This window comes from Streptomyces gobitricini, assembly GCF_039532985.1.
Classification (GTDB): domain Bacteria; phylum Actinomycetota; class Actinomycetes; order Streptomycetales; family Streptomycetaceae; genus Streptomyces; species Streptomyces gobitricini.
Window position 1 is genome coordinate 43,905 of sequence record NZ_BAAASR010000016.1, and the last position, 14,139, is coordinate 58,043.

Consider the following 14,139-nt stretch of genomic DNA (forward strand, 5'->3'; position numbering starts at 1 on the left):
CCCCAGCGGGGACGACCCTCCACGGCCCCTCCACGCCGTACGCCACACAGTTCCTCGCCGTGGCGAGATCCGGCCCGCAGACGGCATACGACCGGGGTGGGGCCGTGCAGGGTCGCCCCCGCAGGGGTTGGCGGCAACGGACGGGCTCCCAACTGTCGTAACCCAAGGCCGCCGACCCCGAGGAGGCGAGCCCGGAGGGGCCACACCCCACCACCCACCGGCAGCCACCGACCGGCACCGGCCAGGGGCACCGGCCGCGGACCGGACCGAACGGAGATCGGCTGCCAGCCCCCACCACCCACCGGCAGGCAACCGGGCACCGGCCAGGGGCGCCGGCAGACACCGCACCCGCCGGGACGCCCGGACAGGCGCCGCGCCGCGCCGGCAGACACCGCACCCGCCGGGACGCCCGGACAGGCGCCGCGCCGCGCCGACAGACGCCGCACCCGCCGGGGCGCCCGGACAGGCGCCCCCACCGGTGGGCGCCTCTCCTCGCCGGAGGTCAGGCGTCCAGCGACGCGAGCGTGGCGGTGGAGGGGGCGCGGGCGGAGAGGGAACGCGCCACGGATTCCGCGTCGCGGAGCACACGAACCGCGTTCTGCCAGGTGAGCTTCGCCAGGTCGGCGCGGGACCAGCCCCGGTGCAGGAGCTCCGCGATCAGGTTCGGGTAGCCCGACACGTCGTCCAGGCCCTCCGGCGTGAACGCGGTGCCGTCGAAGTCGCCGCCGATGCCGAGGTGGGCGATGCCCGTGATCTCGCGCATGTGGTCGAGGTGGTCCGCCACCGTGGCGGCGGTGGCGACGGGGCGGGGGTTCGCCTCCTCGAAGGCCGCGTGGACGCGCATCGCCTCGGGGGTGGTTTCCAGGTGGTGGAAGCCGTGCGCCCGCATGTTCTCGTCGGCCCGCCGGGTCCAGTCGACGGCGGCGGGGAGGACGAACTTGGGGACGAACGTGACCATGGCGACGCCCCCGTTGGCCGGGAGCAGCGACAGCACGTCGTCGGGGATGTTGCGCGGGTGGTCGCACACGGCCCGCGCGGAGGAGTGGGAGAAGATCACCGGCGCCTCGGACGTGGCGAGGGCGTCGCGCATCGTGGTGTCGGCCACGTGCGAGAGGTCCACCAGCATGCCGAGCCGGTTCATCTCCCGTACGACCTCACGGCCGAACGCGGACAGGCCGCCGACGCCCGGTTCGTCGGTCGCCGAGTCGGCCCAGGGCACGTTGTCGTTGTGAGTGAGCGTCATGTAGCGGACGCCCAGCGCGTACAGGGCGCGGAGGGTGGCCATCGAGTTGTTGATGGAGTGGCCGCCCTCGGCGCCCTTCAGCGAGGCGATGCGTCCCGAGGTCCGCGCCGCCTCCATGTCGTCGGCCGTCAGCGCGGGCGCCAGGTCCGCCGGGTGGCGGGCCAGCAGCCGGTCGACGCAGTCGATCTGCTCCAGCGTCGCGCTGACCGCGTCGTCGCCGGCCATGCCGCCGCGCACGTACACCGACCAGAACTGGGCGCCGACCCCGCCCGCCCGGAGCCGGGGGATGTCGGTGTGGAGCCGGCCCGTCTGGTCCACCCCGACGTCGAGGCGGTCCAGGTCGTAGCCGGCGTTCTCGCGCAGCGCCCACGGCAGGTCGTTGTGGCCGTCCACCACGGGGTACGAGGCGAGCAGCTCGCGCGCCTCGTCCCGGAAACGGCCGGCCGTCACTTGGCGAAACCGAACGAGGCCGAGCCCTCGACCTTCGCCCGCAGCCGCTTGCCCTTCTCCGTGGCCTGGTCGTTCAGCTCCTGCTGGAAGTCGGCCATGCGGGCGAGCAGCTCGGGGTCGGAGCTCGCGAGGACGCGGGCCGCGAGCAGGCCGGCGTTGCGCGCGCCGCCCACCGAGACGGTGGCCACGGGGACGCCCGCGGGCATCTGGACGATCGACAGCAGGGAGTCCATGCCGTCCAGGTACTTCAGGGGTACGGGTACGCCGATGACGGGGAGGGGCGTGACCGAGGCGAGCATCCCGGGCAGGTGCGCGGCGCCGCCGGCGCCCGCGATGATCGCCTTCAGGCCGCGGCCGGCGGCGCGCTCCCCGTACGCGATCATTTCGCGCGGCATCCGGTGCGCGGAGACGACGTCGACCTCGTAGGGGATCTCGAACTCGTCGAGGGCCCCGGCCGCGGCCTCCATCACCGGCCAGTCGGAGTCGGAGCCCATGACGATGCCGACGAGCGGGGTGTCCATCGGGTTACTCAACGATCGTTCCTCGCAGGTAGCCGGCGGCGTGACGCGCGCGGTCCAGCACGTCGTCGAGGTCGTCGCCGTAGGTGTTGACGTGCCCCACCTTGCGGCCGGGCTTCACGTCCTTGCCGTACATATGGATCTTCAGCTGGGGGTCGCGGGCCATGCAGTGCAGGTAGGCCTGGTACATGTCCGGGTAGTCACCGCCGAGCACATTGCACATGACGGTCCACGGCGCGCGCGGACGGGGGTCGCCGAGCGGCAGGTCGAGGACGGCCCGGACGTGGTTGGCGAACTGCGAGGTGACCGCGCCGTCCTGGGTCCAGTGGCCCGAGTTGTGGGGCCGCATCGCCAGCTCGTTGACGAGGATGCGGCCGTCGCGCGTCTCGAAGAGCTCGACGGCGAGGTGGCCGACGACACCCAGCTCGTTCGCGATGCGGAGCGCCAGCTCCTGCGCCTGGCCGGCCAGGTCGGCCGGTAGGCCGGGCGCCGGGGCGATCACCGTGTCGCAGACACCGTCGACCTGACGCGACTCGACGACGGGGTACGCCACGGCCTGGCCGTGCGGCGAACGGACGATGTTGGCCGCCAGCTCGCGTACGAAGTCGACCTTCTCCTCCGCGAGGACGGGCACGCCCGCCAGGAACGGGTCGCGGGCCTCGTCCTCGGAGCGTACGAACCACACGCCCTTGCCGTCGTACCCGCCGCGCACCGTCTTGAGGATGATCGGGAACCCTCCGGTCTCGGCGGCGAAGGCCACCGCGTCGGCCGGGTCCGCCACGATGCGGTGGCGGGGGGAGGGGGCGCCGATCTCGTCGAGCCTCGCCCGCATCACGCCCTTGTCCTGGGCGTGCACCAACGCGTCGGGCCCCGGCCGGACGGGGATGCCGTCCGCCTCCAGGGCCCGCAGGTGCTCGGTCGGTACGTGCTCGTGATCGAACGTGATCACGTCGCAGCCGCGTGCGAACTCACGCAGCGTGCCCAGGTCGCGATAGTCGCCGATGACGACGTCGCTCACCACCTGGGCCGCCGAGTCCTGCGGGGAGTCGCTGAGGAGCTTGAACTTGATGCCGAGGGGGATGCCCGCCTCGTGTGTCATCCGGGCCAGCTGACCGCCGCCCACCATGCCTACTACCGGGAACGTCACCCTCTTAGGGTATCCGGCCCGGGTGGCCGGGCCGTAGCCGTCCCCGAGCGGGGTCCCGGGCGGGTGGTTAGCATGGGTTGGTTGACCGAATCGACCGGACGGGGCTGAAAGATCACCATGAGTGAACGAGGCGCACTGCGGGTGCGGCTGGACCAGCTCTTCCGCGAGATGGCCAAATTCGGTCTCGTCGGCGGCCTCGGCCTGCTGGTGAACATGGCCGTCTTCAACCTTCTGCGTCACACCACGGAGATCCCGGTCGTCCGGGCCAGCCTGCTCGCCACGGTCGTCGCCATCGCGTTCAACTACGTGGGCTTCCGCTACTTCACCTACCGGGACCGCGACAAGAGCGGCCGGACGAAGGAGCTGACGCTGTTCCTGCTGTTCAGCCTGGTCGGGCTGGTCATCGAGAACGGTGTGCTGTACGCCGCGACGTACGGCTTCGGGTGGGACAGCCCGCTGCAGAACAACTTCTTCAAGTTCTTCGGCATCGGTGTGGCCACGCTGTTCCGCTTCTGGTCCTACCGCACCTGGGTGTTCCGGACGCTGCCCGGCCACGAGACCGTGCCGGGCGCCGAATCGTTCCTGGAGCAGCGGCGGCACGAGCCGGAACCGGCCGCCGAGCCGGTCGCTCCCCGCCGTTAGCGGCGTCAGCGGACCGTCGGCGGTGCGTGCGGGTTCTTCTCCTTGCGGCTGCGCGCCTCCCGGCTGAGGAACAGCGCGAAGACCGGCGGCTGCTGCTGGAGCAGTTCCAGGCGTCCGCCGTCCGCCTCGGCGAGGTCACGGGCGACGGCGAGGCCGATCCCGGTGGAGTTGCGGCCGCTGATGGTCCGCTCGAAGATCCGCGCCCCAAGGTCGGGCGGTACGCCCGGCCCCTCGTCCGTGACCTCGACGACGGCCTGGTTGCCGGTGACGCGGGTGCGGAGGGCGACCGTGCCGCCCCCGTGCATCAGCGAGTTCTCGATCAGCGCGGCCAGCACCTGGGCGACCGCGCCCGGGGTGCCGACGGCCCGCATGCCGACCTTGCCCGACCGGACGATGGCCCGCCCCACGTTGCGGTAGGCCGGCCGCCACTCCTCCAGCTGCTGCTTGACGACCTCGTCGAGGTCGAAGGCGATCGCCGAGCCGGTCCGCGGGTCCCGCGAGTTGGTCAGCAGCCGCTGGACCACGTCGGTGAGCCGCTCCACCTGGGTGAGCGCGATGTGCGCCTCCTCCTTGACGGTGGCCGGGTCGTCGGTCTCGGAGATCTCCTCCAGCCGCATGGAGAGCGCGGTCAGCGGCGTACGCAGCTGGTGCGAGGCGTCGGCGGCCAGCCTTCGCTCGGCGGTGAGCATCCGGGCGATCCGCTCGGCCGAGGCGTCCAGGACGTCGGCGACCCGGTCCAGCTCCGGCACCCCGTAGCGCCGGTGGCGGGGCCTGGGGTCGCCCGAGCCGAGCCGTTCGGCGGTCTCAGCGAGGTCGGTGAGCGGTGAGGCGAGGCGGTTGGCCTGCCGTACGGCGAGGAGGACGGCGGCGATCACGGCGAGCAGCGCCACCGCGCCGATGATCAGCAGGGTGCGGCCGACCTCGCGGGTCACGCTGGAGCGCGACTCCTCGACGATCACCTTCTCGCCGCGCTTGCCGTCGGCGCTGCCGCGGATGACGCTGCCCTCGGGCCGTTCGCCGATCTCGATCGGGGCGCGGCCGGGGATCTCGATCAGGGCGTACCGCTTGGCGCCGCTCTGCTGGGCGAGGATCCCCGGGTTGACCGGCTCCCCGCCGACGAGCCGGCTCTCCACGATGCTGACCAGCCGGACGGCCTCGGAGTCCACGCTCTCCTGGGCGCTGCTGCTGATGGTGCGCGTCTCGACGATGACGAGGGAGACCCCGAAGACGGCGATGACGACGAGGACCACCGCGAGGGTGGAGTTGATCAGTCGGCGGCGCACGGTGCGTACCTAGCTCTTTTCGAAGCGGAAGCCCACGCCCCGGACCGTGGCGATGTAGCGGGGGTTGGCGGCGTCGTCGCCGAGCTTCTTGCGCAGCCAGGAGATGTGCATGTCGAGGGTCTTGGTGGACGACCACCAGGTGGTGTCCCACACTTCGCGCATGAGCTGGTCACGGGTGACGACCCGGCCGGCGTCGCGGACGAGGACCCGCAGCAGGTCGAACTCCTTGGCGGTGAGCTGGAGCTCCTCGTCGCCCATCCAGGCGCGGTGCGACTCGACGTCGATGCGCACGCCGTGCGTCGCGGGGGCCTGGGCGGGCTCGCTGGCGCCGCGCCGCAGCAGGGCCCGGACGCGGGCGAGCAGCTCGGCGAGGCGGAACGGTTTGGTGACGTAGTCGTCGGCGCCCGCGTCCAGCCCGACAACGGTGTCGACCTCGTCGGCGCGGGCCGTCAGCACCAGGATCGGCACCGTGAGCCCGTCGGACCGCAGCCGCCGCGCCACCTCGAGCCCGTCCATCCCCGGCAGCCCGAGATCCAGGACGACCAGGTCGACGTGGGCCCGCAGCCCGGCGTCGAGCGCGCCGGGTCCGTCCTCCCGGACCTCGACCTCGTACCCCTCCCGCCGCAGGGCGCGGGCCAGCGGTTCCGAGATGGATGCGTCGTCCTCGGCGAGCAGTACACGGGTCATGTGGTGATGGTAGTCCGCGCCGCGCGGACAGCGCCGGGGGATCGCACGATGATCAACATGCCCTGCGAGTATGGGATGCCATCCAGCGGAATACCTTGGAAACAGGGTGGATGGTTCCAGCGACACCTGTGATCCATCTCTCAAGTCCTTCCATATGCCGCCCTGTCGTGTCGTATGGTGGCGAGACGCCTGATGCACTATCCGGGGACCTTTGGCCCACTACGCGCCAAGGGTCTCTTTCTGCGTGAGGCCGGCCCGGCCGGCCTCGAGACAGTGAACGACCTGTGGGCCGGGCCCCGTGGCGCGACAACGCCCGCGGGGCGCGGATCCCGGTGCGGACTGTCCCGCCGCCTCCGTACGCCGTACGGGGGCGGACCCCTGCGGGCGTGGGGGCGGGGCGGAGCCCGTGCCGGCGCCGGCAGCCCCCCACCGGGCGCGTGACCGCTCACGAAGCGCAGCGCGTCCCGAGCAAGCAAGGATCGACCATGGCGTCCAGCCTGACGAAGGACTCCGCCGGAGCACCTACCGGCGGTAAGACCTTCTTCGGCCACCCCCGGGGTATGGCCACGCTCTTCATGACGGAGATGTGGGAGCGCTTCTCCTGGTACGGAATGCGCGGCATCCTCGTCCTCTACCTGATCGCGGGCGTCCTCGACGGACCTCTGGAGGGCCGGGAGGCCCTGGCGGCCTCGATCTACGGTGTGTACAACGCGGTCGTCTACATGGCCGCCATGCCCGGCGGCTGGGTCGCGGACCGCCTCTGGGGCGCCCGCAAGGCCGTACTGGTCGGCGGCATCGTCATCGCACTGGGCCACTTCACCCTGGCGATCCCCTCCGACCTCGCCTTCTTCTGCGGCCTCGGTCTGATCGCGATCGGCACCGGCCTGCTGAAGCCGAACATCTCCGCGATGGTCGGCGGACTCTACGAGGGTCAGCCCAGCGCCCGTCGCGACGCCGGGTTCACGCTCTTCTACATGGCGATCAACATCGGCGGTATGGCCGCCCCGCTGGTCGTCGGCTACCTCGGTGAGCACGTCGACTGGCACCTCGGCTTCGGTGTCGCCGGTATCGGTATGACCCTCGCCGTCATCCAGTACGTCCTGGGCGGCCGTCACCTCGGTGACATCGGCAAGCAGCCCGGCACCCCGGCCTCCCCGGAGGAGAAGCGCTCCGCGCTGCGCAAGGTCGCGCTGTGGGGCGGCATCGCCGTCGTCGCGCTGGTCCTGGACATCGCGCTCGGTACGTACGACATCGAGCACATCGTCAACGTGCTGGCCGTCCTCGGCATCGTGGTGCCGATCGTCTACTTCGTGACGATGTACCGCAACCCGGCTCTGACCAGCGCGGACAAGCCGAAGATCCAGGCCTTCGTCTGGTTCTTCGCCACCGCCGTGCTGTTCTGGATGATCTACGACCAGTCCGGCTCGCTGCTGACGATCTTCGCGGACGGCAAGACCGACCGCATGATCGGCGGCTGGGAGTTCCCGGCGTCCTGGTACCAGTCGGTGAACCCGGCCATGGTGATCGTCCTCGCCCCGCTCTTCGCCACGCTGTGGGTCAAGCTGGCCCAGCGCGACCGTGAGCCGAGCACCCCGATGAAGTTCGCCCTGGCGATGCTCCTCATCGGTGGCTCCTTCGGCATCATGGGCCTGGCCGGCGCCGCCGCCGCCAACAGCGACACGGGCAAGGTCACCGTCTTCTGGCTGCTGAGCGTCTACCTGGTGCAGACCCTCGGCGAGATGTGCCTGTCGCCGGTCGGTCTGTCCCTGTCGACGAAGCTGGCGCCGAAGCAGTTCGTGGGCCAGATCATGGGTCTGTGGTTCCTGGCCACGGCGACGGGCAACGCCCTGAACGGCTGGACCACCAAGCTCAACGCGCCGCTGGGTGACGCGATGTACTACACGCTGTGGGGCGTCATCGCCGTCGCGGCCGGTCTGGCCTTCATGACGGCCGGCAAGAAGATCCGCGCCCTGATGGGCGACGTGAAGTAGCCGCGGGGCACGAAGGGCCGCCGTACCGGATCCGTCCGGTACGGCGGCCCTCGTCATGTCCACGCCCCTCCGGTACGGCGGCCCTCGCCGTGTCCACGCCCCTCCGGTACGGCGGCCCTCGCCGTGTCCGCGCCCCTCCGGTACGGCGGCCCTCGCCGTGTCCGCGCGCGCTCAGCGCTTCGGGAGCGCACCGCGCCCGGGCGGGCGGGGTCGCCGCGCCGGCGGGCGCCGCCGGACGGTGTCGGCCGCTGCCGTCGTCCGTCCCGGACGCCTGCGCCCGGGAAAGCCCGGGAGGGCTCCCGTGGCCGTGGAGGAGCCGCCGAGCGGCCGCGGGGCACGCCCCCGGGCCGGAGGGCTCCGGCCCGGGGGCGTGACACCGGAGGCACTCGTACCGCTTCGCAGAGATGTCGGGCCCCGGAGAGACCGGCCGTACGTTCGCGGGCAGGACCCACACCCTCGCGGTGCCCAGCGCCTGGACGCGCCCGGCAGGTCACCGGGCGCGTTGGGGGCCCTCCGCCCTTCCCAGCCCCACCGGGCTCGGTGAGAGGCCTTCAGGAACGCCCTGGTGTGCCGGCGCCCGCCGCCCGCCGCCGCCCGGACCGGAGTTGTCCGCTTCCGGTGTGGCACGTGGAGGAGGAAAGACAAAGAGCACGGCGAATCGCCGTGCTCCACAACCGCTGCGGGGAACCCGCCGGATCAGGCGGGTGCCGCGAGTTCCGCCCAGACCGTCTTGCCGGGTGCGTCGGCGGACCTGACGACCCCCCAGTCCAGACAGAGGCGCTGGACGATGAACATGCCGTGGCCGCCCGGCCGCCCGGCCCGGTGCGGGGTGCGCGGCGCGGGCTGACCGGCACCGCGGTCCTCGACCTCCAGCCGCAGGACTTTCGCGTCCAGCGAGACACGCAGCTCCTCCGGCCCCTCGGCGTGCAGGCACGCGTTGGTGACCAGCTCCGAGACGACGAGCAGGACGTCCTCGGCGGCGGCCCGGCGGTCGGCGGTGGCCGCCGGCAGCCAGCCCCAGTCGTAGAGGGCCTGCCTCGTGAAGTCCCGGGCGAGCGGAACGATCCCACTGGCACTGCCCAGCGAAAGCCGCCGCGTCCGGCGCCCCGCGGGCGTGGCCCCGGGACCCGGCCCGGGCGCCGCACCTGACATGTCCGACCTCACCTCCGGCGTGGTGGAAACGGAGGAGGCAGTCGAGACCGAGGCACCGACACCGAGGCCGGAACCGTCCGGCTGGGGGCCGAGATCGCTCGGCGGATGCTGCTGGGTGGTGCCCATCAGCGCTTCACCTCACCGATTTCACCGAGTCGCCATTACGTCGTCGCAGGGCAGCCACAAGGCCGTCACAGAGAGTGTGGAGCCCGTCCGTACAGTTGCCGCGGGGTTCTTCTGCCCGGCCGATCCGGGACAACACCCGCTTTGTCACTTCAGTCGGCGAGCGCCGCGTCCAACGAGTCGTGGACGGTGAAAACCGCCTCCGCCCCTGTGATCTCGAACACCCTGGCCACTACGGGCTGCATCCCTGCCAGATGCACCCCTCCGCCCGCGGCCTCCGCCTTCAGGCGGGCCCCGAGCAGCACGTTGAGCCCGGTGGAGTCGCAGAACGCAAGCTGCGAGCAGTCGATCACCAGGCGTGTGCGACCTTGTTCGAGCGCGGCGTCCAGCGGCTCGCGCAGCAGCTCGGCGGTGTGGTGATCAAGCTCACCCGCCGGTGTGAGCACCTCGCTGCGGCCTTCCGTCCGGACCCCGACCTTGAGTCGGCCCTGATTCGCGCTGCCGACCGTCCCGCGGTCCATGCCGTCCCTCTTCGCCGATGCCATTGAGTCGGTAGAACCCTACGCCTTCTGAACGGCAGCCGGTAGTCGCGACTTAGCCACAAGCCGGTCATACGGGACAATTGACACTTGCAACGATCCGTGCGAAGCGGGTAGGGCTAGTAGGGACACAACCGAGACGGCCGGCTTTGGAGGCGCCGCACACCGCAGCCACATCCTTTGGGCATCGGCGGCCATATGCCGAGAACGATGGAGGAGACCATGTCACCCCGGCTCGACGAAACGCGTACCCCCCACGCGCCGTCGACAACTCCGCCCCACCAGATCGAAGACTTCGAGCAGATCGGGACCGCAGCTCTCGGTCTGCCCGACATCCCTCGGTACGACGAAGTCGAACCTCTCGACGCGAGGGCCCTGTCCAAGACGCTCTTCGCGCGCCTCGAAGGCCTCGAGGAAGGGACGTACGAGCACGCGTACGTCCGCAACACGCTGGTCGAACTGAACCTCGCGCTGGTCAAGTTCGCCGCCTCCCGGTTCCGCTCCCGCAGCGAGCCGATGGAGGACATCATCCAGGTCGGCACCATCGGTCTCATCAAGGCCATCGACCGCTTCGAACTCAGCCGAGGGGTCGAGTTCCCCACCTTCGCGATGCCAACCATCGTCGGAGAGATCAAGCGCTTCTTCCGCGACACCTCCTGGTCCGTGCGCGTCCCGCGCAGGCTCCAGGAACTCCGCCTCGACCTGGCCAAGGCCGGGGACGAACTGGCCCAGCAGCTCGACCGCTCGCCCACCGTGGCCGAGCTCGCCGAGAAGCTCGGGATCAGCAAGGAGGAGGTCGTCGAGGGCATGGCGGCGAGCAACGCCTACACCGCCAGTTCGCTCGACGCCCAGCCCGAGGAGGACGACTCCGAAGGCGCGCTGGCGGACCGCATCGGCTACGAGGACCACGGGCTCGAGGGCATCGAGTACATCGAGTCGCTCAAGCCGCTGATCGCCTCCCTCCCGGCCCGCGACCGGAAGATCCTCTCCCTGCGCTTCGTCGCCGGGCTCACACAGTCGGAGATCGGCGAGGAGCTCAACATCTCGCAGATGCATGTCTCCCGTCTGCTCTCCCGCACGCTGGGCAAACTTCGCAAGGGTCTCACCGTGGAGGAGTGACCGGCCGCGCACCAGCCGCCGAAGGCTCCCGAAGGCTCGCGAAGGGTCCGTTCCGTCAAGGGACGGGCCCTTCCGCCTCATTGACGCTTTCGCCCCGTTGGCTCGGCTTCGGTCGGCGATGCGGGGTACGTGCCACCCGGTCGGTTCCGGTCGCCCGCGGCGCTGTGCCACGGCGCCCGCCCGGCGGCCGACGGCCTGCGACGAGCGGCAACTCGGGGCCGGGGCACGTGTTCAATGGGCCAGGGCGGCCGTGACGGCGGCCTCGGCGTGCAGCCGGATGGTGGGGAACACCGGCACCGGACTGTGCTCCTGCCCGATCAGCAGCTCGATCTCGGTGCAGCCGAGGATGACGCCCTCCGCGCCGTCGGCCACCAACTGGTCGACGACCCGCTGGTAGACCTCGCGGGAGGCGTCCTCGACGATGCCCAGGCACAGCTCCTCGTAGATGATCCGGTGCACCTCGGCCCGCCCCTCCGCCTCGGGGACCAGGACGGTGAGCCCGTGCCCGGCGAGCCGGTCGCGGTAGAAGTCCTGCTCCATGGTGAACGCGGTCCCGAGCAGCCCGACGGTCTTCAGACCGGCCGCGCGTACGGCGTCGGCGGTGGCGTCCCCGAGGTGCAGCAGCGGCACGGGCACCGCGTCCTGCACCTGGCCGGCGACCTTGTGCATGGTGTTCGTACAGATCAGCAGCAGATCCGCCCCGGCGGCCGCCAGCCCCCGCCCCGCCTCGGCGAGCACCTCCCCGGCCTGCTCCCACTCGCCGGAGACCTGGAGCCGCTCGATCTCCGCGAAGTCGACGGAGTGCAGGATGCACCGCGCGGAGTGCAGCCCGCCGAGGCGCTCGCGTACGAGCTCGTTGAGGAGCCGGTAGTACTCCGCGCTGGATTCCCAGCTCATGCCGCCGATCAGTCCGATGGTCTTCATCGGGACAGGTTGCCATGATCGTCGCGGACCCGCCCCGGCGCGGCCCCCCTCCTGCTCCCGTCACCGCTCCAGCGCGAAGAGCCCGCCATGGGGCCGGGCGCTCCACGGGTCCTCGTAGCCGTCCGGGAGGAGCCCGGCGCGCTCCGGCACGACGGACGGCGCGACGGGCGGCCCGTGGCTGCCGCCGGCCCGCGTCTCACGCGAGCGTGCGCACCTGCCGGGCGAGTTCGGCCAGGTGCGTGAGGGAGGCGTCGGTGGAGGGGTCGGGCATGGCGACGATGACGTGGTCGATGCCCTGCTCCGCGAGTTCGCCGCAGCGCTGGACGCTCTCCGCCACGGACTGCGCGTCGGGCACGCGCATGTGGAGCGTCTTCTCGATCGCCTCGTAGGGCCGCCGTTCCGCCTCGCAGTGCGCGCGCAGCACGGCGAGCTTGTGGCGTACGTCGGCGCCGTGGAAGAGGTTGCACGCGTCGCCGTACCGGGCGACCAGCCGCAGGGTCTTCTTCTCGCCGCTGCCGCCGATGAGGATGGGCGGGTGGGGGCGGGACAGGGACTGCGGGGAGTTGAGGGTACGGGCCAGCCGGTAGTGCTTGCCCTCGTACGGGGTGTCCTCGGCGCTCCACATCCGCTTGGCGATCCGCAGCGTCTCCTCCAGCCGCTCGAACCGCTCGGCGACCGGCGGCAGCCGGAACCCGAGGCCCCGGTGCTCCTCCTCGTGGAACCCGGCCCCGATCCCGAGCACCGCCCGCCCGCCGGACAGCACGTCCAGGGTGGTCACCTGCTTCAGCAGCAGGCCGGGCAGACGGTACGTCACGCCCGTCACGAGCGTGCCGAGGGTGACGCGCCGGGTGAGGGCGGCGGCGTACGACAGGGCGCCGTAGGCCTCCAGCATGGGGTCCTCGGCGACGCCGAAGTTCGGGATCTGGAAGAAGTGGTCCATCACCCAGAAGCTGTCGAGCCCGGCCTCGTCGGCCCCGCGCGCGACGTCCGCGAACCGCGCCGCGATGGCGGCGTCGCCGCCGGGCCAGACGAACCGGGGACAGGTGAGACCGAGCTTCACGGGAGCCTCCAGGGCAAACAAAAACAGCCTGCCGGGTCGGCAGGCTGTCGGTGGAATTCAGCGGGAGCGTACGGTCATCGCGCCGTCCGCGTCCAGACCGACGCGCACGCCGAAGCCACGGCTGACGCGGTCCAGCGTGCCCCGCAGCCACTCACGGTCCTCGCCCGAGGCGTGGTGCAGGCGCATCCGCCGGGCCTGCATGGGAACGATCCGTACGCCCGGCGCGCGGGCGGCATCCGGCTCCACCGTGACGAGGTACAGCAGCCGGAGGTCGTCCCGGAACTGCTCGTAGCCGGTGATGCCCTCGTAGTCGTCGATGAAGTCGCCGCAGCCGTAGAGGACCAGCCGGTCCCGGTACAGCTCCGGGGGGCGGGGGTGGTGCGAGGAGTGCCCATGCACGACGTCGACGCCCCCGTCGACCAGCGCGTGCGCGAACCGGACCTGGTCCCGCCCGACGGCGTACCCCCAGTTGCACCCCCAGTGGACGCTGACGACCACGATGTCCCCGAGCCGCCTGACCTCCCGTATCCGCCCCGTGATCACGGCCGCGGCCTCGTACGTCGGCTCTGGTACGAAGGCGACCCCGGGCCGGTCCTCGGTGGCGGCCCAGCCGGGCAGGATGCCGCTGGACTCCATCCCGAAGGCGAAGACCAGCACCCTTCGGCCGCCGAGATCGACGACCGCCGGCCGCCGCGCCGCGTCCGCGCTCCGCCCGGCGCCCGCCACCCGCAGGCCCGTCCCGGCCAGGGCGTCGAGGGTCTCCTCCAGCCCCTGGCGGCCGAAGTACGGCACGTGGTTGTTGGCCAGCGCGCACACATCGGGCCGGGCGGCGGCCAGGCTGGGCAGGTTCTCCGGGTGCATCCGGTAGTGCACCTCTTTCCCCACCGCAAACGCCCCGCTCGTCGTGACGCTCGTCTCCAGGTTCACCACCCGCACGTCCGGCGCCACCTCGTGGAGCACGCCCAGGGCGTTCCCCCAGGGCCAGGGGGGGCCGACGGGCTGCGGGATCGGCCCGTTGGCCGCCTCGGCGAGCTCGACGTATGCCCTGGCGTCCCGGATGTACGACTCCTGAAGGGCCGGGTCCCCGGGGTGCGGCAGGACCTGATCGACCCCGCGCCCGAGCATCACGTCGCCGCAGAGGAACAGCGTCACCGCGTTCCCGGTCATGCTTCCAGGTTAGGGCGAGAGTGGCGTGATTGCCGGTTGCACCCGCGACGAGTGAGTTGATAGGCAGGTCGTACACATGATCCATTCGGCGGGC

13 protein-coding genes are annotated in these 14,139 nt (G+C 71.6%); 3 read left to right on the forward strand and 10 right to left on the reverse strand.

Annotation, left to right across the window (positions count from 1 at the left end; translation table 11 throughout):
- Positions 1-502: 502 nt before the first annotated feature.
- Genes ABD347_RS14520 through ABD347_RS14530 form a run of 3 tightly spaced genes read right to left on the reverse strand, consistent with a single transcriptional unit; the run spans position 503 to position 3,337 of the window.
- Positions 503-1,693, reverse strand: a complete 1,191-nt coding sequence (locus tag ABD347_RS14520) for a dipeptidase (RefSeq protein WP_344360973.1) — start codon at positions 1,691-1,693, stop codon at positions 503-505.
- Positions 1,690-2,214: a 5-(carboxyamino)imidazole ribonucleotide mutase gene (gene purE, locus ABD347_RS14525; RefSeq protein ID WP_344361284.1), complete on the reverse strand. Its 525-nt coding sequence runs from the start codon at positions 2,212-2,214 to the stop codon at positions 1,690-1,692. The genes ABD347_RS14520 and purE overlap by 4 nt, the downstream gene beginning before the upstream one ends.
- Before the next feature lie 4 nt (positions 2,215-2,218).
- Positions 2,219-3,337, reverse strand: a complete 1,119-nt coding sequence (locus tag ABD347_RS14530) for a 5-(carboxyamino)imidazole ribonucleotide synthase (RefSeq protein WP_344361286.1) — start codon at positions 3,335-3,337, stop codon at positions 2,219-2,221.
- Positions 3,338-3,475: 138 nt separating this feature from the next.
- Between ABD347_RS14530 and ABD347_RS14535 the strand changes: the two genes are divergently transcribed.
- Positions 3,476-4,000 carry a GtrA family protein gene (locus ABD347_RS14535; RefSeq protein WP_344360974.1) on the forward strand — a complete coding sequence of 175 codons (525 nt, stop codon included), beginning with the start codon at positions 3,476-3,478 and terminating at the stop codon, positions 3,998-4,000.
- Between the two features lie 5 nt (positions 4,001-4,005).
- Here ABD347_RS14535 and ABD347_RS14540 read toward each other — a convergent pair whose 3' ends face one another.
- Positions 4,006-5,283: an ATP-binding protein gene (locus tag ABD347_RS14540; RefSeq protein WP_344360975.1), complete on the reverse strand. Its 1,278-nt coding sequence runs from the start codon at positions 5,281-5,283 to the stop codon at positions 4,006-4,008.
- Between the two features lie 9 nt (positions 5,284-5,292).
- Complete coding sequence (locus ABD347_RS14545; RefSeq protein WP_344360978.1) at positions 5,293-5,970, reverse strand: response regulator transcription factor; 678 nt, start codon at positions 5,968-5,970, stop codon at positions 5,293-5,295.
- A gap of 485 nt (positions 5,971-6,455) precedes the next feature.
- On the opposite strand from ABD347_RS14545, the gene ABD347_RS14550 reads away from it, so the two are divergent.
- Positions 6,456-7,961 (forward strand): peptide MFS transporter, encoded by a 1,506-nt coding sequence (locus tag ABD347_RS14550; protein WP_344360981.1) that lies wholly within the window; start codon positions 6,456-6,458, stop codon positions 7,959-7,961.
- Positions 7,962-8,657: 696 nt separating this feature from the next.
- Here the strand turns inward: ABD347_RS14550 and ABD347_RS14555 are convergent.
- Positions 8,658-9,239, reverse strand: a complete 582-nt coding sequence (locus ABD347_RS14555; RefSeq protein ID WP_344360984.1) for an ATP-binding protein — start codon at positions 9,237-9,239, stop codon at positions 8,658-8,660.
- A 149-nt stretch (positions 9,240-9,388) separates the two neighbouring features.
- Complete coding sequence (locus tag ABD347_RS14560; protein WP_344361288.1) at positions 9,389-9,757, reverse strand: STAS domain-containing protein; 369 nt, start codon at positions 9,755-9,757, stop codon at positions 9,389-9,391.
- Between the two features lie 240 nt (positions 9,758-9,997).
- On the opposite strand from ABD347_RS14560, the gene ABD347_RS14565 reads away from it, so the two are divergent.
- On the forward strand, positions 9,998-10,894 hold the full coding sequence (locus ABD347_RS14565; protein ID WP_344361291.1) for an RNA polymerase sigma factor SigF: 897 nt from the start codon (positions 9,998-10,000) through the stop codon (positions 10,892-10,894).
- 231 nt (positions 10,895-11,125) lie between these two features.
- Here the strand turns inward: ABD347_RS14565 and ABD347_RS14570 are convergent, their stop codons facing one another.
- The 3 genes from ABD347_RS14570 to ABD347_RS14580 form a co-directional block, all read right to left on the reverse strand.
- Complete coding sequence (locus ABD347_RS14570; protein ID WP_344360987.1) at positions 11,126-11,818, reverse strand: aspartate/glutamate racemase family protein; 693 nt, start codon at positions 11,816-11,818, stop codon at positions 11,126-11,128.
- Between the two features lie 196 nt (positions 11,819-12,014).
- Positions 12,015-12,878 (reverse strand): LLM class F420-dependent oxidoreductase, encoded by an 864-nt coding sequence (locus ABD347_RS14575; RefSeq protein WP_344360990.1) that lies wholly within the window; start codon positions 12,876-12,878, stop codon positions 12,015-12,017.
- Positions 12,879-12,935: 57 nt separating this feature from the next.
- Positions 12,936-14,045, reverse strand: a complete 1,110-nt coding sequence (locus ABD347_RS14580) for a CapA family protein (RefSeq protein WP_344360992.1) — start codon at positions 14,043-14,045, stop codon at positions 12,936-12,938.
- Positions 14,046-14,139: the final 94 nt, after the last annotated feature.